This is a genomic window from Alloalcanivorax xenomutans (assembly GCF_032810065.1).
In the GTDB taxonomy this organism is placed as follows: domain Bacteria; phylum Pseudomonadota; class Gammaproteobacteria; order Pseudomonadales; family Alcanivoracaceae; genus Alloalcanivorax; species Alloalcanivorax xenomutans.
The window spans coordinates 3428179-3452400 of the sequence record NZ_CP136538.1 but is presented as its reverse complement, the minus strand read 5'-3'; the positions used below and the strand labels follow the sequence as shown (position 1 = coordinate 3452400).

Below are 24222 nucleotides of genomic sequence, written 5' to 3'. Positions count from 1 at the left end.
ATGAGAGTGCCGTCACGAGAATAAGACCCAAACGTAATATTCTTAGTAGCGGTGGAGGATCGCCGCCGCCGGCGGGTATAATCCGCGCCCGTTAATGCCCAAAAAATGACCTCTAGGGAGTGAACATGTCACAACTGGTGAAACCGCATGGCAGCGATACGCTGAAGATCCTGCTGCTGGAAGGCTCCGAGCGGGAGCAGGCGCTGCAAGCCGCCGAAACCCTACCGAAAATCACCCTCAGCTCCCGGGAGCGGGGTGACCTGATCATGTTCGGCATCGGCGGTTTCACCCCCCTGGACGGGTTCATGGGCAAGGCGGACTGGCAGAGCGTGTGTGACAACATGACGCTGGCGGACGGCGTGTTCTGGCCGATCCCGATCACCCTGTCCACCGACGCGGCCACCGCCGAGGGCTTGAATGAAGGGCAGGACGTGGCGCTGGTGGATGAGGCCGGTGAGATCATGGGCGTGCTGACGCTGACCGAAAAGTACGGCATCGACAAGGCCCACGAATGCCAGCAGGTGTTCAAGACCACCGATGAAGAGCACCCGGGCGTGAAGATGGTGATGGCCCAGGGCGAAGTGAACCTGGCCGGTCCGGTCAAGGTGTTCAGCCAGGGCGAGTTCCCCACCAAGTACGCCGGCATCTATATGACGCCCACTGAAACCCGCGCCATGTTCGAGGAAAAAGGCTGGAAAACCGTGGCCGCTTTCCAGACCCGGAACCCGATGCACCGCTCCCATGAGCACCTGGCGAAAATCGCCATCGAGATCTGCGACGGTGTCATGGTGCATTCCCTGCTGGGCAACCTGAAACCCGGCGATATCCCCGCCGAGGTGCGCCAGGAAGCCATTGGCACCCTGATCGACAAGTACTTCGTGAAGAACACCGTGGTGCAATCCGGCTACCCGCTGGACATGCGTTATGCCGGGCCTCGCGAGGCGCTGCTGCACGCCCTGTTCCGTCAGAATTACGGCTGCTCCCATTTGATCGTTGGTCGTGACCATGCCGGCGTGGGCGACTACTACGGTCCGTTCGACGCCCACCATATTTTCGATGAAATCGCCGATGACGCGCTGATCACCCAGCCGCTGAAAATCGATTGGACTTTCTGGTGCGACAAGTGCGGCACCATGGCGTCCATGCGCACCTGTCCGCATGAAGCGGAAGACCGGGTACTGGTTTCCGGCACCAAGCTGCGCAAGCTGCTGAGCGAAGGCGGTGATGTGCCGGACAACTTCAGCCGCCCGGAAGTGCTGGAAGTGCTGCGCCGCTACTACGAAGGGCTGCAAGAGCACGAGAAGGTGAAAGTGGAGCTGAAAGGCCACTCCGCCCGCTGAGCGGCTGCTTGAAGACTATCGAGAATTGATTCGCGGCCGAGGCCGCTTCCCACAGCAGCTTGGTAGCTCCTCCGTGGGAAGCGGCCCCGGCCGCGAAGGGTTTCAGGCTTTCTTGTCGTCGCTTTCGCTGTCCACGTCCGCGTAATCCCGCGGCGGCTCGACGAAGTTCGCCGGCTTGGCGTTGTCGTCCACGTTGACCGGTTCGAACGGCCCGTCCGGATTGGCGCGCAGACCGAAATCCTCGGCCAGAGTGCCTTTGGCCTTGGGCGCGTAATCCAGCGGTTGGGATACCGGCATGTTCTGTTCGCCGGCGGCGTCCAGGGATTTGGCGGCGGCCCGCTGGCGCCCCGCTTCACTGCACAATTCACTGGCGCCTTCGGACAATTGCTGATGTACCGCGCGATAGGCGTTGGTCAGTTCGTTGACCAACTCGGCGGTACGCAGGAAATGATGATCCACCTGATCCCGGTAGTGATTGAGCGCCTGGCGGGCATCATCGCGGTCGCGCAGCACGCGGCTGGACTGGCGGCGCGCGGGCAGCAGCCAATAAAGCAGGCCGGCGCCCAGCACCAGGCCCACGGCGAATGAGATCAGATTGGTTGTCAGCATATCCATGTCATACTCCTAGCGACCCTGAACAGGTCCTACTACCCGGATGGCGCACCAGATACCCGGTGGACCGGCTCCGTTCCACACGGCTCGCGCCGTCCACCATTGTCATGCACCATACAACGACGACTGCGCGGTTTGGTGCCGTACCCGGATCAAGCCGTATTGCAGCACAGACATCGCCCGGGCGCCAACTGTAAACGGCCGCCGGCATTTAAAAACATGAGCCGGATCAGCGTTAGGGACCGGCGGGAAAACGCGCGCCACACCAGGAATTCGGGAGGATAATCATGAGCTCAGAACGGCTGTTGCTGGACGGGCCGGAAGGCAAACTCGAGGCCGTGCTGGAAGGGACCACCGAAAACCCGCGGATGATCGCCATTATCTGTCATCCTCATCCGTTGTTCGGCGGCACCATGGACAACAAGGTCGTCACCACGCTGAGTCGCGCCGCCCGCGAGGCGGAGGCCGCCGTGGTGCGATTCAACTTTCGCGGTGTCGGCGCCAGCCAGGGCGCTTACAGTGAGGGTATCGGCGAAACCGAGGACCTGGTGGCGGTGCATAACTGGCTGAGTAAGCGCTACCCGGGATTGCCGTTCTGGTTGGCGGGATTTTCCTTTGGCACTTTCGTGGCCGCCCGTGGCGCCGAGATTCTGGCCGCCAATGGCAGCGGGCCGAAAGCGCTGTTTCTGGTGGCTCCGGCGGTGCACAACTACCCCTTTGACGAGATCGAATCGGTCGGCTGCCCGGTGACGGTGGTGCAGGGCGAGGACGACGAAGTGGTGCCGGTGGACAAGGTGTTCCGCTGGGTCGAGACCACCCCCTTGGCGCCGGACCTGATCCGCTTCCCCGAAAGTGGCCATTTTTTCCACGGTCATCTGTTGGAATTGCGCGACGTGGCCGCTTCGCGATTGCCGTGAATTCGGAAGCCCGGATGCCGCGTGTCGCTTGTCTCCTGGCAATGAGAACGCTACATTGAGCCGCCGTCCACTGGCCGTTTGAGTTTGCCCAACCGATGACGCCGCTAGAGAAGTATCAGGCCGATCTGGCCAGCCCGGAGTTCATGCACGACGCTGCCCAGGAAGAGGCTGTACGGGCCCTGGATGCTCTCTATCACCGGCTGCTTGAGCCACGCAATGGCGGCGGCTTGCTGGGCCGGCTGCGCAAACGCAAGCCAACACCGGAAATGGGCCTGTACATGTGGGGCGGCGTGGGTCGTGGCAAGACCTACCTGATGGATGTGTTCTTCGAGGCGCTGCCGTTCGAGGAAAAACGGCGCATGCACTTCCACCGCTTCATGCAGCGGATCCACCGGGAAATGCGCGCCCGCCAGGGGGAGAAAAACCCGCTCACCAATATTGCCCGGGAATTCGCCCAACGTTACCGGGTGCTGTGTTTCGACGAATTCTTCGTCACCGACATCACCGACGCCATGATTCTTGGCACCATCATGGAGACCCTGTTCGACCAGGGGGTAACGCTGGTGGCCACGTCCAATATCGAGCCGGACGGGCTTTATAAGGATGGTCTGCAACGGGCCCGTTTCCTGCCGGCCATTGCCTTGATCAAGCAGCACACCCGGGTGCTCAACGTGGACGGCGGCAAGGATTACCGGTTGCGCTTGCTGGAGCAGGCCGAGCTGTACCATTGCCCGCTGGGGCCGGAAGCGGACCGCTTTATTTGCGAACGGTTCGAAGCGCTTTCCGGTGATCATGGCCGCCGCCGGGAGCAGGGCAATATTCTGGTGGAAGGGCGCAAGATCGCCACTCTGAAATCCGCCGATGATGTGGTCTGGTTCGAATTCGAGGCGCTCTGTGACGGTCCGCGCAGCCAGAACGATTACATCGAAATCGCACGGGAATTCCATACCGTGCTGGTGTCCGGCGTGGAACGCATGGGCGTGGCCACCGACGACCGCGCCCGCCGTTTCATCAACCTGGTCGACGAATTCTATGACCGTGGGGTCAAGCTGGTGATGACCGCCGAGGTGCCGATCGAGGACCTCTATGCGGGCGGGCGCCTGGAGTTTGAATTCGAGCGTACCCGCAGTCGTTTGCTGGAAATGCAATCGCAGGAATACCTGGCGAGAGAGCACCTGGCCTGATCGTTTTGGTCATTGTCCGCCCGCGCCACTTGTTTCACTCTGGTTGACTGTTTCGCCGGCTGAGTGCCGGTTTACCCAACAACAACCGGAGAACATCATGATCCCCCGTACCCTTTTCAGTTCCGACCACGAAGCGTTCCGCGATACCGTCCGCCGTTTTCTGGAAAATGAAGCCGTACCTCACCATGAACAATGGGAAGAGGAGGGCCAGGTACCGCGCGAATTGTGGCGTAAAGCGGGGGAACAGGGGTTTCTGTGCCCGATGGTCAGCGAAGCCTACGGTGGCATTGGCGCGGATTTCCTTTACAGCGTGGTGGTCAGCGAGGAGGTTTCCCGCGCCGGCCTGACCGGTATCGGCTGGGGCCTGCATACCGAGATCGTCGCTCCCTATATCGAGCACTATGGCTCGGAGGCGCTCAAGCAGAAGTACCTGCCGAAGATGGTGACCGGTGAGCTGATCGGCGCCATCGCCATGAGCGAGCCCGGTGCCGGCTCGGACCTGCAAGGGGTCAAGACCAATGCGGTGAAACAGGGCGATCACTACATCCTGAACGGCTCCAAAACCTTCATCACCAATGGTCAAAACGCCGATATCGTCATCGTGGTGGCCAAGACCGATCCGGAGAAGGGGGCCAAGGGCATCAGCCTGTTGCTGGTGGACGCGGGGACACCGGGCTTCGAGAAAGGCAAGAACCTGAAGAAGGTGGGCATGAAGGCCCAGGACACCTCGGAGCTGTTCTTCCAGGACGTGAGAGTGCCGGCGGAGAACCTGATCGGTGAGGAAGGCATGGGCTTCATTTACCTGATGCAGGAACTGCCTCAGGAGCGTCTGGGCATCGCCATCAATGGCCTGGCCATGGCGGAAAGCGCGTTCGAGCATACCCTCGACTATGTGAAGGAGCGCACGGCCTTTGGGCGTCGCGTCGCTGACTTCCAGAACACCCAGTTCAAGCTGGCGGAGATGCACACCCGGCTGGAAGTGGCCCGTGCCTACGTGGACCGCTGTCTGGAGCTGCATCTGAAGAAGGAGCTGGACGTCCCCACCGCCGCCGGTGCCAAGTACTACGTGTCCGACCTGCAATGCGAAATCGTCGATGAATGCGTGCAGCTGCACGGCGGCTACGGCTATATGTGGGAGTATCCGGTGGCACGCATGTTCGCTGACTCCCGGGTGCAGCGTATCTACGGTGGCACCAATGAGATCATGAAGACCATCATCAGCCGGGCCCTGCTCGCTGGTTGATTCGCCCCTCCACTCCTGCTCCCCCCACGTACCGGTCGCCTTGGGGCGATCCGGCACGTGGGTGCGGTTTTACAATACAAATCTTCCCCAAATGTATATCTCTGTATAACCTTTGCGCACAGGTGCTCGCTGAGGCGTCCCGGGCCCGTTCCAGTGGGGAAAATAAAAGGAATCCGGGTTCCGCGAACGTCGCATGCCCCGTGAAGGCCATGTTGTATGGCCGTGCGGAAGGCGGCGATTGGCCCAATGTGGTGGCTAGGCGGGTGCTTTTATCAGGTGTATAAGGGATTTTGAGGCTCAGCTAGAGTTTCACCCAAGGACGCCTTTATTCAGCTCGCAGGATGATGGAGAAAATCATGAAAATAAAAGGTGCGATTCTGGTAGGATCGGCGCTGTCACTGGCGGTGAGTTCGGCAATGGGTTCCGGGTTCTCTGTCTCTTATCAATCCGTTTCCGCCCTGGGTACCGCCTATGCCGGTTCCGGGGTGCTCAGTGAAGACGCTTCCAATCAATGGTACAACCCGGCGACTCTGGCTGGCCTGAAGAAGGCCCAGGTCACCGTGACCGGTCATCAGGTCTGGATCGACACCGATTTCAAAGCCGATGGTGTGGGTGGTCCAGGCAACTTCAAGGATGTGGAGCCGTTCGTGGGCAGCGCGTTCCTGGCGGTGCCGATCAATGACACTATGACCTTCGGTCTTGGCCTGACCGCGCCTTTTGGCACCAAGATCGAGTACCAGAACGGCTGGGGTAACGCCGTGGCTCCGGGTATCACCTCCGGTGACTTCTACGCGCAGGAGTCCGACGTCAAGACCGTGAACATCAACCCGTCCCTGGGCATTCAGGTTACCGACAAACTGAACCTGGGTGTGGGCGTCAGCTATCAGACCATCGACGCGGATCTGCAAAACGCCGCCACCCGTCTGGAAGGCGACGATGACGCCGTGGGCTGGAACGTCGGCCTGACCTACCAGGCGGACGACAACAACCGCTTTGGTGTAGCCTACCGCTCCAAAATGGAATACACCGTGGACGGTGATATCACCTTCCACCCGGCCGCCACGGGTGCGCCTGTTGACATGAAATTCGATGGCAAAGCCGACATCGATCTGCCGGCCAGCCTGCAGCTCTCTTACGCTGGTAACATGACCGAGCGTACCCAGTTGCTGCTGGGCGTCGAATGGATGGAGTGGAGCGATCTGAGCACACTGGACGTCAAACACAGTGGGCCGGCTCCGTTGCCGAACCCCGCCGTGGAAAACTTCGACTGGGAGAACACCGTGCGTTACTCCCTGGGTCTGCGCCACACTCTGACCAACGACACCGTGTTGCGCTTCGGCGTGGCCAAGGAAGACTCCACTCAAGGTACTTCCAACCGGTCCGCGGCGTCTCCGGACTCTGATCGCGTCTGGGTGACCCTGGGTGCCGGCTTCAAGCCCACCGACAACATGAGCATCGATGTAGGCTACGCGCATATCTTCGTCAGCGACGCGGATATCACCCGTCAGGACGGCACCAAGCCGCCCCTGTCCGGCACCTACGAACTGGATGCCAACGTAGTGGGCGCGCAGCTCAACTACACCTTCTGATCGCCTTTCGGGACGATCTCGACGGCGCGGCTTCGGCCGCGCCGTTTTTGTTTCCGAACGCCCGCCCGTTAACGTAAACCCTATTGTCCCGCCATTACCCCTCCTTCAGTCTGTCGATAACTCGGACCGGGATGGGATCATGTTCAGAGTCGCGCTACTGCTGTTTTTTATACCGCTGGTGGCTTGCCGCTCCAGTGGCGGAGAGCCGGTGCCTCAAGATGACGTCACCGAACTGACCCTGTATGGCGACAGCCACGCTCGTATCAATGAAGTGGTGGGCATCGTCGCTGTTTTGCCGGACCGGTATGATCAATACCAATGGACACAGCTGGACGGCACGCCGGTGGCATTACCGGACCGCCACGGTCCGGCGATCAGCTTCCGGGTCAGCGACCCCGGGCGTTATCGATTTCGTTTCCAGGCCGGCTCGGACCAGGGCAGCATCAGCGATGAGTTTGTCGTCACGGTGGCGGATGACGGCGAGCCGGCCCGGGCCGCTCTGCGAACGGATCGCTCGGTCAGTGCCGGCGGGCGCACCTCCCTGCGTTTCTGGCTGGATGACCAGGCGCCGGTCTCGGCACCCCGATTTCGTCAGGTGAGCGGACCCGCCGCCTCCCTCGCCTACGGCAGCGACCCGGCGATTGTGTACCTGACCGCGCCTGATGTGCCGGGCGATCGGGTATTGGTGTTCGAAGCCAGTGTCGATACCGCTGAAGGCACCTTCACTGACCAGGCGCGGGTAGTGGTACGCAATCGTCCGCCGGTGACCAGCCCCTACTTCTGTGCCGAAGACGGCGCGAACTGCGCCACGACAACACCGCTGCAGGAAGTGCGAGCCTATCGGCGGGATTCAACCTATCGGCCGGTATTGGAACGTTGTGTCTATGACAATCAACTGGATGGCGCCCGGCTGTGCCGGGTGTCGGAACTGCCGCCATTGGGAAGGCAGGGGGATTTGCCCACGGTGGAGCGGATCATGGATCGGGTGCTGGTCAGCCACGACTGGATGGGCGAGCGTTTCGAAGCGTTATTACGCGACCCTGAGACGCAAGCGGATTTGCGCCACCTGCTGCGGCCAGTGACCGCCGTGGTGATCTCCAGCGACCTGCGCCCCTCGTTTTACTGGGCGCTCACCGGCGCCATCTACCTGGATCCCCGTTACCTGTGGCTCACCCCGGAGGAGCGGGATCTGATCAACGAACAGCCGGATGCCCGTAGTGGTTTCGGTGAAGACCTGCCGGTCCGGGTCGTCAGCCGTTTTCTCTCCGATGATGGGCCCATGCCCGCTTTGCCCGCCGCTGGCGAGCGGGTGGTGATCAGCGAAGACCGTTTGCGCCCCCGACTGACCAACACCCTTTATCACGAACTGGCCCACGCCAACGATTATCTGCCGCCCTCCGTGCTTCCCTTTCTGGACGCTGAGCTGCGTATCGTCGACGAGGTCAATCGCCGCGCTCCGGTTTCCGCCACCTTGCCTGGAGGTCCACGGGACACCAACCTGACGCAACTGGCCCGGGTCCGCTATTACGGCGACCCCATCACCGAAGCGCAAAAACAGCTGGACCCGGATCAGGTGGCGGACTGGTTCTTCGCCGACCTCACCAACGACTTCTACGCCTACACCACACCCCGCGAAGATCTGGCCATGCTGTTCGAGGATGCCCTGACCGGATTTCGTCTGGGATACCAACGGGATCTCGCCGTCACCGACACCGACTATGTGGTACGCCAGGGCTGGCGGCACCGCATCGCACAAACCGGCGTGGCGGAGCGGGTGGGGTATGTACTGGACTGGATCTATCCCGAGCAGGCGCCAGCCATTCGCGCCCACATGGAAAGTCTCACCCCGGAGCCGCTATGCGCGGGGGTGCCGTTCGTATCTAGCAGCCCTGAGTGCGCGATGCCAATGGCATTCCCCGCACCGTCGGAAGCTTTCCAATATCGACCGGAGCCTCTCGAGCACTTTTCCCCACCTTTGGTGCGGCCTTAGGTGGGGTGGTATGTGTTGCTCAGAATAAAAGCGGACAAAATTTGATCACTGGTGTCGGTGGATTTTGATGGGGTAATTTTTCCCTTCTAGATCAATGCTATATATTTGGTCTGTTCCCCGCAGGTGCGGGGATAAACCGTCAATAATAATGATTACAAAGTTTCTGCTTTTCTGTTCCCCGCACGTGCGGGGATAAACCGACCACCACGAAATACGAACGCTCACACCGCATCTGTTCCCCGCATGTGCGGGGATAAACCGGACACGGCCACCGGGCCGTTTCGAACCACTGCCTGTTCCCCGCAGTTGCGGGGATAAACCGCCGGAACGGGGATAGACGTTGCCCCAACGGTTCTGTTCCTCGCACGTACGGGGATCACCATCACCAATAATACACATGAGGCCTCCTGTTCCCTGTAGGGAAGACAGCCTCTTCCGGGTCGATCCGGCCTCGCTGAAGCTGTAGGCAGAGACGTTTGTTGAGCCGGCGCTGAGGGCGGTTCATAAACAGGTTGATCCACCAGCCTGGTGTGCTCATCAGGCTATTGGGGCCGGTGTAGCAGCGGTGAATGCGGCTGTTGTGGTCGCGGTCTTTGGCTTTGTTTTTGATGGCCATGGGACATCCTCCAGATGGTTATCTAGAAGATGTCCCGGTAGTAATAGCCTTGAAGGGTCGTGGTCATTCGGGTTTCGAGCCGTTCTGTATGTCAGGGTGATGGCTGGCCCGGTATTTCGAGCAACCGATCAGAATAGCATTTTATGCTGTAAGAGCCAGCCTCTTGCTGCGAATGTCTCGCGCTCCGCGAATGGAAGAATTCGCCAGCAAGGCTGGCTCCCACAGCGGCTTCGTGGACATCTAGGGTAGAGAATCGGAGTGCGGTAGGTGTGCGGGCATCGCGATTCATGGACCGCTCCCACAAGGTGATCTTGTGAGAGCAATTAGGCAGAGTGCCTGATTAACGATACCGCGCCAGTTCCAGTCGGCCGATCTGGTTGCGGTGGACTTCGTCGGGGCCGTCGGCCAGGCGCAGCATGCGCGCGTTGGCGTAGGCTTTGGCGAGGCCGAAGTCGTTGGTGACGCCGCCGCCGCCGTGGGCCTGGATGGCCCAGTCGATGACACGGGCGGCCATGTTGGGGGCGGCCACCTTGATCATGGCGATTTCCTTGCGCGCCACTTTGTTGCCGACGGTGTCCATCATGTGAGCGGCGTTGAGTACCAGCAGCCGGGTCTGGTCAATGAGAATACGGGATTCGGCGATGCGTTCCAGGGTCACGGTTTGTTCCGCCACCGGCTTGCCGAAGGCGACCCGCTCCTGGGTGCGTTTGCACATTTTCTCCAGCGCCCGTTCCGCCAGGCCGATCAGACGCATGCAGTGGTGGATACGGCCGGGGCCGAGGCGGCCCTGGGCGATTTCAAAACCACGGCCTTCGCCCAGCAGCATATTGCTGGCGGGTACGCGCACGTTTTCGAAACGGACTTCTCCGGTGACGTCCGGCGTGCCGGAAAAGCCGAAGACGGGCAGCGGGCGGACGACGGTAATGCCCGGGGTATCCCGGGGCACCAGAATCATGGATTGCTGTTTGTGCCTGTTGGGGTTGTCCGGGTCGGTCTTGCCCATGAAGATGAAAATCTTGCAGCGCTCATCCGGCGATCCGGAAGAAAACCATTTGCGCCCGTTGATGACGTAGTCGTCACCGTCACGCACGATGGCGCTTTGGATGTTGGTGGCGTCGGAGGAGGCCACGTCCGGTTCGGTCATGGCGAAGCAGGAGCGGATCTCGCCGTCGAGCAGCGGCTGCAGCCATTGTTTTTGCTGCTCCGGGGTACCGTAGCGGGCCAGCACTTCCATATTGCCGGTGTCCGGTGCCGAGCAGTTGAACACTTCCGGCGCCCACATTACCCGCCCCATGATTTCGCACAGGGGGGCGTATTCCAGATTGGTGAGTCCGGCGCCGTATTCCGATTCCGGCAGGAACAGGTTCCACAGTCCGGCGGCGCGGGCTTTCGGCTTCAATTCCTCAATCACTTCCGGCCAGTAGTTGCCGGCGGCCAGCTCCTCGTCGTAGCGAGCTTCGTTGGGATAGATATGCTCGTCCATGAACGCATTGAGCTGGGCGATCAGGGTTTGTGTTTTTTCCGGGTAGGCGAAATCCATGGTGGTTCTCAACAGGGTTCGGTTTCAGGGTGGGCGAGGCGGTCGCGCAAGGTGGTCTTCATCACTTTGCCGTTGGCGTTGCGCGGTAGCGGCTCCCGTTGCAGATGAACAAAATCGAGGACTTTGTAGTCGGCCAGGCGTTCGGCGCAGAAGCGGCGGAGCGTGTCCGCATCGAGGTCGCTGTCCTGACTGCTGATCACCGCCAGGATTTTTTCGCCGAGCACCGGATCCGGCACGCCGATCACCGCGCACTCGGCCACGGCCGGGTGATAGGCGATGGCGTTTTCCACTTCGATGCAGTAGATGTTGTAACCGCCGCGAATAATCATGTCCTTCTTGCGGTCGAAGATGCGCACATAGCCATCGGCGCTGATGTCACCGATGTCGCCGGAGCGCCAATAGCCGTCGACGAAATTCTCCGCGGTGCGTTCCGCATCCTGCCAGTAGCCGGGAATCACCACCGGCCCGGAGATCCATAACTCCCCGGACTCCCCCGCCGGCCGCTCTTGGCCTTGTTCGTCCATGATGCGGATATCCACGCCATCCAATACCCGTCCGATGCTGTCCAGGTGCTCCAGCTGTGTTTCCGGTGGCATGGCGGTGACGGCGGTGCAGGTTTCCGTGGCGCCGTAGGCATTCATTAATTGCAGGTGCGGCAGCCGTTGGCCAAACTCGACGATGGTCGATTCCGGCATGGGGGCGCCGCCGAATGCACCGACCCGCCAACTGCTCAGATCGAGCGTGTCGAAGTTGGCGCGCATCAGACACAGCTTGTACATGGCTGGAACCATGATGGTGCTGGTGGCGCTTTCATCGGCGACCAGTTGATTGAATTCGGCGGCGTCGAATTGCGGCATGATCAGAGTGCAGCCGGCCATGTGTGCCATGGTGAAGATGATGCCCATCAAACCAGTGACGTGGCTGCCGGGAACGGCCAGGACGGAGCGCTCGGCGAAGCGCAGATCCATGGATTTTTCCCACAGTTTGACGGTATGAGCGATATTGAGGTGGGTCTGCATGGCGCCCTTGGGGCGGCCGGTGGTGCCGGAGGTGTAGAGCAGAACGGCGGTGTCTTCCTGCCCGGGGCAGGCCAGCGGCAGCCTGGTGTCGGCGCCTCCGAGCAAAGCCTCGAAGGGGCGGGCTCCTTCGGCGTCGCCTCCCGCCGCGAACAGTGCGACCAGATCTTTGGTGGCGCCGCCGTCGTGCAGCCGCTGCACCAGGTCGGCTTCGGCGATAGCCACTTTGGGCGCGCAATCGGAAAAAATATAGCCGAGCCCGGCGCCTTGTTCACGGGCGTTCAGAGGGACCGCGATGGCGCCGAGCCAGAGCGCGCCATAAAGGCCGTACATCAACGCCGGGCCGTTGCGCAGCACCAGCGCCACCCGGTCCCCGGGACGCACGCCAAGTTCATGGAAGGCGGCGGCGACCCGCGAGGCCCGCCGTGCCAGTTGGCGATAGCTGACGCGTTCGCCCTCGACCACGAAGGCATCGCCGTCGGGATTGCGTTCCAGGGCGGATTGCAGCATGGCTTGCACCGAGACGGGCCGCTGCCGGAAACAGCGAATGACACGACCTCCGAAGTGCGTTTCGTAATGCATGTCGAAGCGATTGCTGGGATGGTTCACACTGCTCTCCTCAGGCCACTTCCAACCAGTCGCGGCGAATGTCATCCCGCGCCTGCATGTCGGCGGTGGAACCGGTGAAGACGATCTGGCCGTGTCCCATCACCAGTACATGGCTGGCCACGCGCAAGGCCATGGTCATCTTCTGTTCCACCAGCAACACCCCCACGCCGCGCTGGTGAATGTCACGGATCACGTCCATGACCACTTGCACGATCATTGGCGCCAGTCCTTCGGTGGGTTCATCCACCAGCAGCACCAGTGGATTGCCGAGCAGCGAACGGCAGATGGTGAGCATTTGCTGTTCGCCGCCGGACATGTAGCCGGCTTTCTGATTGCGGCGTTCACGCAGGCGGGGGAAGTACTGGTACATATCCTCCGCCTGCCAGCGAGGGGCGCCCTCGGCGCCGGTCTGCATGCCCATCATCAGATTTTCTTCCACGGTGAGGTTGGGGAAGACCTGACGTTCTTCCGGTACGTAACCCAGGCCGCGCCGGGCGATGACATGGGCCGGCCGGCCGGCCAGATCCTCGCCATTGAGCGCCACCTTGCCCTGGCTGGGAAGCACCAGACCCATCATCGCTTTCAGGGTGGTGGAGCGGCCGGCGCCGTTGCGCCCCAGCAAGGCGACGATGCGGGGTTCCGGCATGGTGAAACGCACGCCGTGCAGAATATGGCTCTTGCCGTAATAGGCGTGCAGATGGTCGATGTCCAACAGCATCAGTGTTCCTCCTCCTCGCCCAGATAGGCGCTTTGCACCTCCTGATTAGAGCGAATCTCCTCGGGACTGCCGGTGGCGAGAATGCGGCCGTAGACCAGCACCGAGATGCGGTCGCACAGTCCAAACACCACGCTCATGTCGTGCTCCACCATCATCAATGTCTTGCCTTCGGTGACCTGGCGGATCAACTCCACCATGTAGGCGGTTTCGTCCCGGGACATGCCGGCGGTGGGTTCGTCCAGCAAGATTACTTCCGCGCCGGTGGCCAGGGTCATGCCGATCTCCAGCGCCCGTTGCTCCGAGTAGGTAAGGTCCGAAGCCAGGTTGTCGGCACGATGGTCCAGACGCACTTGTTGCAGCAGAGCATGGGCTTCGTCATTGATGGCGCGCATCGGTTTGATCCGCCGATACAGGTTGAAGCGAATGCCGTGCCGGGCCATGACACCGATGCGGATGTTTTCGAAAGCGCTCATGCGGCTGAACACATTGGTGATCTGAAACGACCGGGTCAGACCGCGACGGCTGATCTGTTCCGGTTTCAGACCGCTGATGCGCTGGCCGCGCAGATAGATCTGCCCGCCGCTGGGTCGATGCTCGCCGGAAATCAGGTTGAACAAGGTGGATTTGCCGGCGCCGTTGGGGCCGACCAGGGCGTGACGTTCACCTTGCTTAATCGTGAGGTCCACGCCGCGCATGATTTCCAGGCCGCCGAAGTGTTTTTGCAAGTCGTCGATAACCAGGACGTCGGGCTGCATTGCGGTGTCCATCAGTGGCCTCCTTCCATCAGTTCCCGCGGGGCGGCGGCGATGTCGCCGTTGTCATCGTCGTCGTCCTTATCCCATAACGTTTGGATGCGGGCGAAGGCGCGACGCAGCAGGTACAGACCGGGCACCAGCAACAGCACCGGGAACAGCCACGTGAAGGGATGGAACACCTGCCATTCCCGGGCGAACACCGTGTATGGCGCATATTCGCCGGTGCGGGCCACCGCCGCCGCGTACTCCCGGGACAGCACGATTTCCAGACTCTGCACCACGAACACGGTGGCGCAGGCGACCATCAAGCCGGCCAGGGTGGCGAGCGCGTACGGGGCGGCCAGCCGCTTCCAGGGCAAGGCATGGCGTTGTTCGATGTGAGCCTGGATGACGCCGCCGATGCCCTTGGGCGCGAACAGCATGACCAGCACGAAGATGATGCCCTGATAGAGCATCCACGAGTGGGTGACGCCCGAGACCACGAAGGTGAACAGTGACAGCACGCAAGCGCCGACGATCGGACCAAAGAAGATGGTGGAACCGCCAACGAAGGTATGCAGCACCACCAGGGCCGAGACCTGGGTGCTGAACACACTGTAGTTGGCGGTTTCGTTGGAGATTGCCATGAGGCTGCCGGCGACACCGGAGAACATGGCGGAGATGGCGAATACCACGATCTTGGTGCCGTGGGCGTTGAAGCCCATGAAGCGGATGCGCTGCTCGTTGTCGCGTAATGCCAGGGTGAGCCGTCCGAAAGGCGTGCGGGTGTAGGCGTAGAGCAGGCCGATGCAGATCACCACCCAGGACAGCGTCAGGTAATACACCTCCAGCGTGGAGCCGAAAGTGAAGCCGAGCGAGGGCATGCGCATGGACGATAATCCGGCTTCGCCGCCGAACATTTCATCCCAGTGCGGCGCCAGGGAGTGCAGCAGTTCCGCCAGAGCCAGGGTCACCAGCGCGAAATAGACGCCGGAACGCATGGTGGCGAAGAAGCCGGCCAGGGCGCCGCACAGCAGGCTGACGGCGGCACCGGCCAGCGGCAGCAGCACGGTGGGGAAGGGGATATCCCCGTATTCCACCGACTGCATCAGATGGATCACGGTGAAGGCGCCGACACCAAAATAGGCGGCGTGACCGAAGGACAACATGCCTCCCTGGCCCACCAGAAGATTGAAGGCCGCGGCGAACAGGGCGGCGATCAAGGCGTTGATCAGAGCGTACTGCCAGCCGGTGCCGAGCAGGGGCGGCGCGATGATCAGCAGCGCCAGCAGGGCCAGGATGGCAATCAGGGCGTATCGCATCGTGGCCTCCTCAATTCTTTGAACCCATCAGGCCGGCTGGACGCACCAGCAGCACGATGAGCATCAACAGGAAGGGAACGGTGGCGGAAATCGAGGACAGCGGCATGGTCACCAGGCCGCCCAGACTGTTGGCCCAGTCTCCCAGGCCGATCAGGCTGAACAGTGAAGCCAGTGACCAGTCCAGGCCCACCGCGAAGGAACTGAACACGCCGATCAGCAATGAGGCGATCAGCGAGCCCGCCAGGGACCCGAGCCCGCCGACCACCACCACCACGAAAACGATCACGCCCAGCTCCAGGGCCATGTTCGGATTGGTGGGAAAGAACGCGCCGGCCACCGCGCCGGACAAGCCGGCCAGGGCCGCGCCGGCGCCGAACACGCCGAGGAACACCATGGGCACGTTATGCCCCAGCGCCCGCGCGGTGTCCGGCAGGCGTTCGGCGGCACGCACCACCATGCCCACGCGGGTGCGGGTCAGTAGCACGAACAGCACGATGAACATCAACAGCGCCACCAGGCCGATGAACACGCGATAGAACGGATAGTCGGTACCGAACAGATTGAAAATGGCGAAATTGAGGTAGTCCGGACGCTGATAATTCACCGGGAAGTCGCCGTAAAACAGCTTGATCAACTCCTCGAAGATGAACACCAGGCCGAAGGTCAGCAGCAGCTCGTGGGCGTGGCCATGGGCATGCACCCGGCGCAGCATGTAACGCTCGATGAACATGCCGATGATGGCCACCAATAGCGGGGCGACGATCAGCCCCACCCAGAAATTGAACAGGCCGGAAAGGGTGTAGGCGAAGTAGGCGCCCAACATGTAGAACGAAGCGTGGGCGAAGTTGAGCACGCCCATCATGCCGAAAATCAACGTCAACCCGGCGGACACCATGAACAGGAGCATGCCGTAGATGACGCCGTTCAGCGTGGAGACGATCAAGAACTCCATGCGTCTCTCCCGATGTTGTTATCAGTATGGCGGCCGGCTCCCGGGGAGGCGCGGCCGCGGAATCAAAGCGGGATGGGTTATTTCGGGCGCCGCATGCGGCAGCTGTCCTGGGCCGGATAGATGGCGTCCTCGCCGGCCACGGTCTTGATCGGCTTGAAGCCCAGTTCGGTGCCGTCCACCGGGTACTTGACGCCGCTGGCCACCTGGGACACCACGATGGGGATCACCGCCTGATGATCCGCTTTGCGGACATGCATGCCGCCCAGACCGTTATCGAAGGTGGTGTTTTCCATCGCCAGGGCAATTTCGTTGACGTCGATATCGCCGCCGTCGAAATTCACTTTTTTCAGGGCTTCCGCGAACAGCCCGACGCCGTTCAGAGTGGTCGGTTCGATGAACACCGGATAGTGACCGGTGGCTTTCTTGTAGGCTTCGGTGCCGGCCTCGTCGAGCAGTTCTATGTTGCTGCTGTGGGCCACGTAATGGCCCTCGGCCACATCACCGGCGTTGGCCACATTGCCGGGCTGGTCCATGAAGATGGTGCCGAAGGTGATATCCAGGTTGGCGTCGCCCACCGCCTTCATCAGCAGCAGCAGGTCATTGGACCAGTTGCCGGTGATCACGGAATCCGGATTTTCCGATTTGATGCGGGCCACGAACGGGGAGAAGTCCTGGATCCGGTTCACCTCGTGGAGCACCTTGTCCACCACCTGGTAATCAAACCGGTCCGCGTTGTCGACGATGGCGGCCTCCATGTCGCGGCCCCAGGAGTAGTTCTGGTTGATGGAATAAACGCGCTTGCCCAGATCGCCCTGTTCGGACATGACCTGCATCAGCGGGACGGTGCGATAGGGCGCCGTGGTGGTGAAGTGGAAGGCGTGGAAATGACACTTCTTGCCGCGCAGCTCCATGGCCTCGGCACCGACATTGATATAGATGATCGGATTGTCGGGGTTACGGATATTGTGCTTGCGCACGTCTTCGGTGACCTGGCCGCCAATCGCCGAGGAAGCGCCCTGAATAATGACGTGAGCGCCGTCGGCGGCGGCTTCGCGGAACTTGGTGGCGGCGCCGGAGGTGTCGCCGGCGTTGTCGTACTCTTTCACCTGGATGGGTTCGCCATTGAAACCGCCGTTGGCGTTGGTCTGATCGATCACATACTCAGCGGCGGTGGCGATCAGGCGCCCGGTGGAGGTTTGCGGGCCGGACAGGGATTCGATGATGGCGATTTTCAGGGGTTCGGCCTGAACCGCGGGAGCGATGACGCCCAGAGCGGTGATGGCCGCTGCCGTGGTGATCCAACGTGGCATGGTGTGCCTCCTCAAATGGTTGTTGTGTTTATACGCCGGGCGTCGACGGCGCGCGGCGGGTAGTGAGGTGTTGCGTTTGTCTGAAACTAGCCCATGGACTATTGTGGGTCAATATCGTAGGACAATATTGCTAACATAATTCGAGGATGCGTGCCGGGCGAGGCCTCATTAAAATGCGCTGCCAGCCTGCTCCGGCCCCTAAAAACGATGATCAAGGACCGTTCCCCATGCGCAGAGCCGAAGACGCCACCCCGCCGGTCACGCCGCCGCTGAGTTCACCGGATGCGGTGATCCAGGCCATTTGCAAAGGCATTGGCAGCGGCCGTTATGTGCCGGGGCAGAGGCTGGTGGAAGCGGATCTGACCCGCGAGCTGGGGGTGAGCCGGGGACCGGTGCGGGAGGCGCTGAAGCGGCTGGCGGCGGAACGGATCATTACGCTGACCCGGCACAAGGGCGCCTATATCCGCTCGCTGAGCCGGGATGAAGTACGCGACCTGTTGCAGAACATCGAGGTATTGCTGGGGCTGGCGGCGCGGCTGGCGGCCCAGCGCATCGACCAGGCCGATCATCGCCAGCGTTTTGAAGAAGTTTTTGACGAACTGCTGGCTCACCGCCGGCGTGGGTTGAGTTTCGCCTATCTGGAGCAACGGGACCGCTTTTACGGTGTGATGATCGACATCGGCGGCAATCGGGAATTACCACGCATGCTGCCGGCGACCATGGTGCAGCTGCTGCGCCAGCAGTTTCAGTCCTACGACCAGTTCACCAACCCGCCGCGCCGCTTCCGCGAGTATCAGATCATGGGGGAGGCGATTCTGGCCGGCAATCCGAAGCGAGCGGAGCGCTGTACCCGCCTGCACATCCGCAGCTCCCGGCTGGCGATCCAAAGTCTGCCGGACGCGGCGTTTTACGGAAACGGGGGCTAGGCGTTCAAGGCACGCTGATGTCGTCCGCCACTGTTCGGGCGATAAACGCATAGCCTTGTTCGGACGGGTGATAACCGTCCTCGGCCAGCAGATCCTTGCCTTCAACGGGTGGATAAGCCAGGTGGTGTACGCCGGCCAGCGCGCGGGCGAGCTCTTGCTGCACTTGATCCAACCCCCGTGCACGCCAACCCAGCAGGTCTCGTAACGGCCGGGGCAGAGCGGTGAAACGCTGCATTGGAGGCACCGCCAGCAGATAAACCGGTAGCTCGGCTTTGTCCCGCCGTAGTTCGGCGATCAGCTCCGTCAATGCGTGGCGATAGCCGCGGCGCCGGGTCAGGCCGGTGGTGTCGTTGACGCCGAGGCTGATTATCACTACATCCGTCTCCGGCACCCTGGGCAGGTGCCCGATCAGCGCGGCGGCGCGAATGCCGTTGACGCCCACGGTTCGCCACAACACGGTGCGGCCATGGCGCCGGCTCAATTGCGCGGCCAAATGCGCCGCCAGGCCTTGTTGATGGTCACCAACACCGACGCCGGCGGCGGTGGACTCTCCCACCACCAGCAGCCGTAGCGCCGGTCCGGCCTCTCCGCTTTGGCCGCTGGGGGCGCCGCCCGCCTCCGGCAGGCGAGGGGTGGTCGCCCGAGTGCGTTTCGCCTGCCACAGCAGCCAGGGGGACAACAGCAACAGCGCCAGCCAGAAACGAACCATGATTACTCCATGAATAGTCAGCCCGCGAACATGGCCTTGGCCAACGGCAGGGCGCGCACGCCGCCCACCGAAATGGCGGTGACCAGCCCGGCGATCATGGCGCCGGCGACGCCGCAGGTAAGCACGTCCTGGCCGGTGAGATAGAGGCCGGGAATGGTGGTCTTGGGGCGCAGCCATTGTTGCTCGAACCGGTTCGGATCATGGTTCAGGCCATAAATCTCACCGCTGGGGTAGCGGCAAAAATAGGCGGTGGAAAGCGGAGTGGACAGCTCGTAGTAATCGAGGTGCTCCCGCAGGTGCGGCATTTTCTCGAACAGTTTTTCCAGCAGCCGCTGGGAGAATGCTTCCTTGAGCGCGTCGTAATCGTCCCCCCGTTTGCCCCAGGGCGTGCCATCCCAGGCCTGGAACCATTCGTAGGGGGCGGCGGCGACGATCTCGATGGTGGCGCGGCCCGGATAGCGTTCGCTGAAGCTGGGGTCCTTGGCGCTGGGAAAGGATATATAGGTCAGCGGAATATCGTGCTCATCGGGGGCCGCCAGGGCTTGCTCCAGTTGCCGTTGATAGTCGCTGTCCGGGTAAATCCAGAAATTGGTTTTCGGCAGTCCCAGGCTGGCGGCGTCCGCGTTCAGGCCCACGTACAGGCAGGCGCTGGCCATGGAACGCTGCACCCGGGTCAGCCGGTCCAGGTAGCCCTGGCGTTGCGGGCAGGCATCCGGCAACAGGTTCTGGAAGGTGTTGAAGACACCGGCGTCGCTGATGATCACCGGCGCGGAAACCACATTATCGTCCGCCAGCCTCAGACCGGTGGCGCGACCGTTCTCGATGACGATCTCCCGCACGTCGGCATAGGTGAAGACGTCGCCGCCGCCTTGCTGGATCACCGGGATAATGGTTGTGGCCATGGCCGAGGCGCCGCCCACCGGATAGAAACCGCCGTACAGATAATGGCGGGCGATGATGGCGTGGATCAGAAAGCTGGACTGTTCCGGTGGCAGGCCGTTGTCGCCCCACTGGCCGGTGAGCACCGCGATCAGCTCGTGATTGTCGGTCAGCTCACCCAGCACTTCGGCGGTGGGCCGGTTCAGCTTGCCGGCCCCGGTGAGACTCAGCCCCTTGGCCAGCAGTTTACCGGCGGCGCCGGGCAGCACCTTGGCGGTGGTCAGCACCTGGATCGCGGTGGCGGCCTTGGCGGTGAGCGCCATATAGCGGTCTATGGCGGCGTGGTCGTTGGGGAAGGCTTGTTTCAAGGTCTCGACGAAGGCCTTGGGACCGGCCATCAGATCGTACTGCCGGTCGCCAAGGTGGATGCGGTCGTAGCAGGGGGCCATCGGCGCCCATTTCAATTGGCCGTCACTGATATGGTCGAACAGCCGTTTCGCCAGGGTGTGATCCTTGCCCACGTCGCCGATGTAGTGAACGCCGACGTCCCACTCGTAGCCGTTGCGCTCGTAGGCATGGGTAAAGCCGCCGGCGGTGTAATGCTGCTCGAACACCGCCACCTTCTTGCCGAGCTTGCTCAGACAGGCGGCGGCGCTGAGCCCGCCGATGCCGGAACCGATGACCAGAACATCATAGGGGCCTTGCAGGCGGTTGGCGCGGTAGCGTCGGCCTATTCGCAGTGTGCTGGGGCTGGGCATGGTGGGCTCCTCAGAGGGTGTTGTCATGGTGGGAAGGCGGGCCGCCGGGCAGCAGCAGCCGGGTGACCAGCGCCGCCAGGCCTGGTGCCTGCTGTTCGTCGGGCAGGTGGCCATCAATGGTCAGTTCGGCGAAACCGTGCACCAGGGACCAGGCGGCGGCGGTCAGCGGGCCGGCCGGCTGGCCATTCAGGTAGCCGGCGTCGAGAGCGTCATCAATGCTTTGCTGCAATACGGCGAAGGCGCCCAGGCCAGCGGCGTCCAGGTCCGGATGGGCGCCGCGCGGCAGCAATTGGCCGCCGAACATCAGCCGGTACAGATTGGGTTGGGCCTGAGCAAAGGCGATGTAGGCCTGGCCGATGCCGGTGAGCCGCTCCAGGGCGTCATCCCGCCGAACCGCCAGCAGTTGCCGGCGCAGCTCCAGGAAACCGTGCTCGGCAAGGGCGGCCAGCAGACTGTCACGGTTGCGAAAATGCCGGTACAGCGCCGGCGCGGTCACCCGCAGGCGGCGCGCCAGGGCACGTAAAGTGACCGCCGCCGCGCCTTCCTCGTGAAGGAGGGCCTGCGCCTGTTCCAGCGCCTGACGGTACAGATCGCCGTGGTGATAGGTGGAGGACATGCTGATCCCGATGCTGTGTTAACGGTGTTAACATTGCGCCGATAACCGGGATGTCGTCAAGAGGGGCTGGGAAACATGTGCCGGGGGTAGCTACAAGGCCGCTGTGGGAGCCGGTCCTGCTGGCGAATGAATCGTTCCCGAATGGTGGGAGCATTCGCCAGCAGGGCTGGCTCCTACAGTAGCTTCGTGGTTCTCGCTTTGCGAATTGCCCGAGCGCAGTTCGCGCGTCAGGGCGCCGGATAAGGGAAGCGGGTATGAATCGCTTCGATCTCCTTTTCCAACTCGTCATTCCAGTTCAGGTTGACGCTGTCCAGGTTCTCCCGGAGCTGCTCCAGGGTGGTGGCGCCGATGATGTTGCTGGTGACGAAGGGCCGGGTGGTGACGAACTGCAGCGCCAGTTGGGTGGGGCTGATTCCGTGTTGCTCCGCCAACTGACAATAAGCCTCGGTGGCGGCGATGGACTGGTCATTGGTGTAGCGGGAGAAGTGCTTGAACAGCGTCAGCCGGGCTTTTTCCGGCTGCTGGCCGTGACGGTATTTGCCGCTGAGCAGGCCGAAGGCCAGTGGGGAGTAGGCGAGCAGGCCGACGCCTTCACGGTGCGCTACCTCGGCCAGGCCCACTTCGAAGCTGCGGTTGAGCAGGGAATAGGGGTTCTGGATCGATACCGGACGCTCCAGGCCGATCCTTTCCGCTTCGCGGAGGAAGGTCATGGTGCCCCAGGGGGTTTCATTGGACAGGCCCCAGTGGCGGATCTTGCCGGAATCCACCAGTGCCTTCAGGCCGGCCACGGTTTCCGCGATCGGCACCGCCTGATCGTCCTCGCGATGCTTGTAGCCGAGACGGCCGAAATAGTTGGTGGGGCGCTCCGGCCAGTGCAGTTGATAGACATCGATAACATCGGTCCGCAGGCGCTTGAGGCTGCCTTCCACGGCCTCTTGCAAGCTTGCCGGGCTCAGGCGCGGGCCGCCGCGGATATGTTTGACGTAATCGCCGGGGCCGGCGGCCTTGGTGGCCAGCACCACCTTGTCGCGATTGCCGGTGCGGGCGAACCATTCGCCGATGATGGTTTCGGTGCGGAAAGAGGTTTCCGGGCTGGCCGGAACCGCGTACATTTCCGCCGTATCGAAGAAATTGACCCCCTGTTCGAGGGCCAGATCCATCTGCGCGAAGCCGTCCTCGGCGGTGTTCTGGTTGCCCCAGGTCATGGTGCCCAGGCACAGGCTGCTGACTTTCAACTCGGTATGGCCGAGAGAGCGGTATTCCATGGTGGCTCCTTAATCTGTCCGGGTCTGTCCGGGCGGCTTTTCAGGTGTCTTTCCGGGTGTCTTTTCAGGCAAGAACGAGTCAGCTGACTATACCCAACAATTTCCCGTTTTCCGTGCTTGTCTTTACCCGGGCGCTTCAGTACAATTCGTGCCCTCTTGCCCGGCGGGCTTAACGCCGGCGGGTTCTCGGAACCCGTAAGCATCTGAATTTAGGGCACAAATTTTTAGGGAAGACTCCCATGAAGACCTTCAGCGCGAAACCGGAAAGCGTAAAGCGCGACTGGTATGTGGTAGACGCCTCCGGCAAAACGCTGGGTCGGCTGGCTACAGAAATCGCCAGTCGTCTGCGCGGTAAACACAAGCCGGAATTCACTCCGCATGTGGACACCGGCGACTATATCGTGGTGATCAACGCCGAGAAAGTGGCGGTTACCGGCAAAAAAGCCAGTAACAAGATGTACTATCGTCATACCGGCTATCCGGGCGGCATCAAGGAAGCCAACTTCGAAACCCTGATCGGCAGCAAGCCGCAGCTGGTTATCGAGAAGGCCGTGAAGGGCATGCTGCCGCGTACTCCGCTGGGTCGCGCCATGTTCAGCAAACTCAAAGTCTACGCCGGCGCCGAGCATCCTCATGCTGCTCAGCAGCCGCAGCAGCTGGAAATCTAAGGGGTTAGTCGATGGCAACTGCAAACGCCGATTACGGAACCGGTCGTCGTAAAACCGCCGCCGCACGCGTTTTCCTGCGCCCCGGTAGCGGTAATATCACCGTTAACGGTCGCCCGCTGGATCAGTTCTTCGGTCGCGAGACCAACCGGATGGTGGTGCGCCAGCCGCTGGAACTGGTGAACATGACTGACCGTTTCGACGTCTACGTGACCGTGAAAGGCGGTGGCAACAACGGCCAGGCCGGTGCCATTCGTCACGGCATCACCCGTGCTCTGATGGAGTACGATGGTGAAATGCGCGGCGCGCTGCGTCGTGCCGGCTACGTCACCCGTGACGCCCGTGAAGTCGAGCGTAAGAAAGTGGGGCTGCACAAAGCGCGTAAGCGTCCGCAGTACTCCAAGCGTTAATCGGCACCACCGAATACCGCTCACGCTTGCGAAAAGCCCGGCATTGCCGGGCTTTTTTGCGTTCAAATCAGAGGTTTACCGGGCGTCTCTCCCCGGAATAACCGGTTGTAAGATGTGGGTTTTTTCTTTACCATTTCGGCCGCCTTACTCCGCCTGAAGCGTGAGCTCTGACCTCTCGTCCCGGTCCGGGACATCTTTGCCTGATCTGGGTCACTCCTGCGCTCCGACGGAGCCCGCTTTCGTTCGATTTGATCCGCCGTTGTCGGCATCATTCGTCCTGCGGGATTTAAATAACAAACCGG

At 61.7% G+C, this 24222-nt stretch carries 22 protein-coding genes; 9 read left to right on the top strand and 13 right to left on the bottom strand.

Annotated features, from left to right (window positions below):
• Positions 1-125 precede the first annotated feature (125 nt).
• Entirely contained in the window at positions 126-1340 is a 1215-nt protein-coding gene (gene sat / locus RYH70_RS15805; protein ID WP_022996246.1) for a sulfate adenylyltransferase, read from the top strand.
• Positions 1341-1442: 102 nt separating this feature from the next.
• Here the strand turns inward: sat and RYH70_RS15800 are convergent, their stop codons facing one another.
• Positions 1443-1955: a YhcB family protein gene (locus tag RYH70_RS15800; protein WP_022996245.1), complete on the bottom strand. Its 513-nt coding sequence runs from the start codon at positions 1953-1955 to the stop codon at positions 1443-1445.
• A gap of 284 nt (positions 1956-2239) precedes the next feature.
• Between RYH70_RS15800 and RYH70_RS15795 the strand changes: the two genes are divergently transcribed.
• The 5 genes from RYH70_RS15795 (at position 2240) to RYH70_RS15775 (ending at position 8875) form a co-directional block, all read left to right on the top strand.
• Positions 2240-2869: an alpha/beta hydrolase gene (locus RYH70_RS15795; protein WP_026948587.1), complete on the top strand. Its 630-nt coding sequence runs from the start codon at positions 2240-2242 to the stop codon at positions 2867-2869.
• 95 nt (positions 2870-2964) lie between these two features.
• Positions 2965-4053, top strand: coding sequence for a cell division protein ZapE (gene zapE / locus RYH70_RS15790; RefSeq protein WP_022996243.1), 1089 nt, complete (start codon positions 2965-2967; stop codon positions 4051-4053).
• A gap of 97 nt (positions 4054-4150) precedes the next feature.
• A complete protein-coding gene (locus RYH70_RS15785; protein ID WP_317009390.1) occupies positions 4151-5296 on the top strand; it encodes an acyl-CoA dehydrogenase family protein in 1146 nt (381 codons plus the stop codon).
• A gap of 356 nt (positions 5297-5652) precedes the next feature.
• The gene (locus RYH70_RS15780) at positions 5653-6885 is read left to right on the top strand and encodes an OmpP1/FadL family transporter (RefSeq protein WP_233926004.1); all 1233 of its coding nucleotides are present in this window, start codon (positions 5653-5655) and stop codon (positions 6883-6885) included.
• A gap of 139 nt (positions 6886-7024) precedes the next feature.
• Positions 7025-8875, top strand: coding sequence for a hypothetical protein (locus RYH70_RS15775; RefSeq protein ID WP_317009389.1), 1851 nt, complete (start codon positions 7025-7027; stop codon positions 8873-8875).
• A gap of 382 nt (positions 8876-9257) precedes the next feature.
• Here RYH70_RS15775 and RYH70_RS15770 read toward each other — a convergent pair whose 3' ends face one another.
• From RYH70_RS15770 to RYH70_RS15735, 8 genes are all read right to left on the bottom strand, one after another.
• Positions 9258-9491, bottom strand: a complete 234-nt coding sequence (locus RYH70_RS15770; RefSeq protein WP_317009388.1) for a hypothetical protein — start codon at positions 9489-9491, stop codon at positions 9258-9260.
• Between the two features lie 340 nt (positions 9492-9831).
• Entirely contained in the window at positions 9832-11031 is a 1200-nt protein-coding gene (locus RYH70_RS15765) for an acyl-CoA dehydrogenase family protein (RefSeq protein ID WP_284455731.1), read from the bottom strand.
• Positions 11032-11039: 8 nt separating this feature from the next.
• Positions 11040-12656: a class I adenylate-forming enzyme family protein gene (locus RYH70_RS15760; protein ID WP_317009387.1), complete on the bottom strand. Its 1617-nt coding sequence runs from the start codon at positions 12654-12656 to the stop codon at positions 11040-11042.
• 10 nt (positions 12657-12666) lie between these two features.
• Positions 12667-13374, bottom strand: coding sequence for an ABC transporter ATP-binding protein (locus tag RYH70_RS15755; protein WP_317009386.1), 708 nt, complete (start codon positions 13372-13374; stop codon positions 12667-12669).
• Positions 13374-14141, bottom strand: a complete 768-nt coding sequence (locus RYH70_RS15750) for an ABC transporter ATP-binding protein (RefSeq protein ID WP_216636286.1) — start codon at positions 14139-14141, stop codon at positions 13374-13376. The genes RYH70_RS15755 and RYH70_RS15750 overlap by 1 nt, the downstream gene beginning before the upstream one ends.
• A complete protein-coding gene (locus RYH70_RS15745) occupies positions 14141-15430 on the bottom strand; it encodes a branched-chain amino acid ABC transporter permease (protein ID WP_026948596.1) in 1290 nt (429 codons plus the stop codon). Before RYH70_RS15745 ends, RYH70_RS15750 begins: the two co-directional genes overlap by 1 nt.
• A 10-nt stretch (positions 15431-15440) precedes the next feature.
• Positions 15441-16382, bottom strand: a complete 942-nt coding sequence (locus RYH70_RS15740; protein WP_026948597.1) for a branched-chain amino acid ABC transporter permease — start codon at positions 16380-16382, stop codon at positions 15441-15443.
• A gap of 77 nt (positions 16383-16459) precedes the next feature.
• Positions 16460-17692, bottom strand: coding sequence for a branched-chain amino acid ABC transporter substrate-binding protein (locus RYH70_RS15735; RefSeq protein WP_022996229.1), 1233 nt, complete (start codon positions 17690-17692; stop codon positions 16460-16462).
• 227 nt (positions 17693-17919) lie between these two features.
• Here RYH70_RS15735 and RYH70_RS15730 point away from each other — a divergent pair, with 227 nt between their 5' ends.
• The gene (locus RYH70_RS15730; protein WP_022996228.1) at positions 17920-18618 is read left to right on the top strand and encodes a GntR family transcriptional regulator; all 699 of its coding nucleotides are present in this window, start codon (positions 17920-17922) and stop codon (positions 18616-18618) included.
• A 4-nt stretch (positions 18619-18622) separates the two neighbouring features.
• Here RYH70_RS15730 and RYH70_RS15725 read toward each other — a convergent pair whose 3' ends face one another.
• The 4 genes from RYH70_RS15725 to RYH70_RS15710 form a co-directional block, all read right to left on the bottom strand.
• Complete coding sequence (locus RYH70_RS15725) at positions 18623-19327, bottom strand: SGNH/GDSL hydrolase family protein (protein ID WP_317009385.1); 705 nt, start codon at positions 19325-19327, stop codon at positions 18623-18625.
• 17 nt (positions 19328-19344) lie between these two features.
• Complete coding sequence (locus RYH70_RS15720) at positions 19345-20964, bottom strand: phytoene desaturase family protein (protein WP_022996226.1); 1620 nt, start codon at positions 20962-20964, stop codon at positions 19345-19347.
• 10 nt (positions 20965-20974) lie between these two features.
• Entirely contained in the window at positions 20975-21580 is a 606-nt protein-coding gene (locus tag RYH70_RS15715; protein ID WP_022996225.1) for a TetR/AcrR family transcriptional regulator, read from the bottom strand.
• A gap of 227 nt (positions 21581-21807) precedes the next feature.
• Positions 21808-22845, bottom strand: coding sequence for an NADP(H)-dependent aldo-keto reductase (locus RYH70_RS15710; RefSeq protein WP_055098791.1), 1038 nt, complete (start codon positions 22843-22845; stop codon positions 21808-21810).
• A gap of 239 nt (positions 22846-23084) precedes the next feature.
• Here RYH70_RS15710 and rplM point away from each other — a divergent pair, with 239 nt between their 5' ends.
• The gene (rplM, locus tag RYH70_RS15705) at positions 23085-23513 is read left to right on the top strand and encodes a 50S ribosomal protein L13 (protein ID WP_022996223.1); all 429 of its coding nucleotides are present in this window, start codon (positions 23085-23087) and stop codon (positions 23511-23513) included.
• An 11-nt stretch (positions 23514-23524) separates the two neighbouring features.
• The gene (gene rpsI, locus RYH70_RS15700) at positions 23525-23920 is read left to right on the top strand and encodes a 30S ribosomal protein S9 (protein ID WP_022996222.1); all 396 of its coding nucleotides are present in this window, start codon (positions 23525-23527) and stop codon (positions 23918-23920) included.
• The last annotated feature ends 302 nt before the right edge of the window (positions 23921-24222 follow it).

What these genes read in the sequence shown, in the direction of transcription:
- RYH70_RS15740 (WP_026948597.1), bottom strand. Translation starts at nt 16,382, where the DNA reads ATGGAGTTCTTGATCGTCTCCACGCTGAACGGCGTCATCTACGGCATG.
- RYH70_RS15735 (WP_022996229.1), bottom strand. Translation starts at nt 17,692, where the DNA reads ATGCCACGTTGGATCACCACGGCAGCGGCCATCACCGCTCTGGGCGTC.
- RYH70_RS15715 (WP_022996225.1), bottom strand. Translation starts at nt 21,580, where the DNA reads ATGTCCTCCACCTATCACCACGGCGATCTGTACCGTCAGGCGCTGGAA.
- RYH70_RS15750 (WP_216636286.1), bottom strand. Translation starts at nt 14,141, where the DNA reads ATGGACACCGCAATGCAGCCCGACGTCCTGGTTATCGACGACTTGCAA.
- rplM (WP_022996223.1), top strand. Translation starts at nt 23,085, where the DNA reads ATGAAGACCTTCAGCGCGAAACCGGAAAGCGTAAAGCGCGACTGGTAT.
- RYH70_RS15780 (WP_233926004.1), top strand. Translation starts at nt 5,653, where the DNA reads ATGAAAATAAAAGGTGCGATTCTGGTAGGATCGGCGCTGTCACTGGCG.
- RYH70_RS15755 (WP_317009386.1), bottom strand. Translation starts at nt 13,374, where the DNA reads ATGCTGTTGGACATCGACCATCTGCACGCCTATTACGGCAAGAGCCAT.
- RYH70_RS15800 (WP_022996245.1), bottom strand. Translation starts at nt 1,955, where the DNA reads ATGGATATGCTGACAACCAATCTGATCTCATTCGCCGTGGGCCTGGTG.
- RYH70_RS15730 (WP_022996228.1), top strand. Translation starts at nt 17,920, where the DNA reads ATGCGCAGAGCCGAAGACGCCACCCCGCCGGTCACGCCGCCGCTGAGT.
- RYH70_RS15765 (WP_284455731.1), bottom strand. Translation starts at nt 11,031, where the DNA reads ATGGATTTCGCCTACCCGGAAAAAACACAAACCCTGATCGCCCAGCTC.
- RYH70_RS15710 (WP_055098791.1), bottom strand. Translation starts at nt 22,845, where the DNA reads ATGGAATACCGCTCTCTCGGCCATACCGAGTTGAAAGTCAGCAGCCTG.
- RYH70_RS15795 (WP_026948587.1), top strand. Translation starts at nt 2,240, where the DNA reads ATGAGCTCAGAACGGCTGTTGCTGGACGGGCCGGAAGGCAAACTCGAG.
- RYH70_RS15725 (WP_317009385.1), bottom strand. Translation starts at nt 19,327, where the DNA reads ATGGTTCGTTTCTGGCTGGCGCTGTTGCTGTTGTCCCCCTGGCTGCTG.
- RYH70_RS15720 (WP_022996226.1), bottom strand. Translation starts at nt 20,964, where the DNA reads ATGCCCAGCCCCAGCACACTGCGAATAGGCCGACGCTACCGCGCCAAC.
- RYH70_RS15775 (WP_317009389.1), top strand. Translation starts at nt 7,025, where the DNA reads ATGTTCAGAGTCGCGCTACTGCTGTTTTTTATACCGCTGGTGGCTTGC.
- rpsI (WP_022996222.1), top strand. Translation starts at nt 23,525, where the DNA reads ATGGCAACTGCAAACGCCGATTACGGAACCGGTCGTCGTAAAACCGCC.
- RYH70_RS15745 (WP_026948596.1), bottom strand. Translation starts at nt 15,430, where the DNA reads ATGCGATACGCCCTGATTGCCATCCTGGCCCTGCTGGCGCTGCTGATC.
- RYH70_RS15785 (WP_317009390.1), top strand. Translation starts at nt 4,151, where the DNA reads ATGATCCCCCGTACCCTTTTCAGTTCCGACCACGAAGCGTTCCGCGAT.
- zapE (WP_022996243.1), top strand. Translation starts at nt 2,965, where the DNA reads ATGACGCCGCTAGAGAAGTATCAGGCCGATCTGGCCAGCCCGGAGTTC.
- sat (WP_022996246.1), top strand. Translation starts at nt 126, where the DNA reads ATGTCACAACTGGTGAAACCGCATGGCAGCGATACGCTGAAGATCCTG.
- RYH70_RS15770 (WP_317009388.1), bottom strand. Translation starts at nt 9,491, where the DNA reads ATGGCCATCAAAAACAAAGCCAAAGACCGCGACCACAACAGCCGCATT.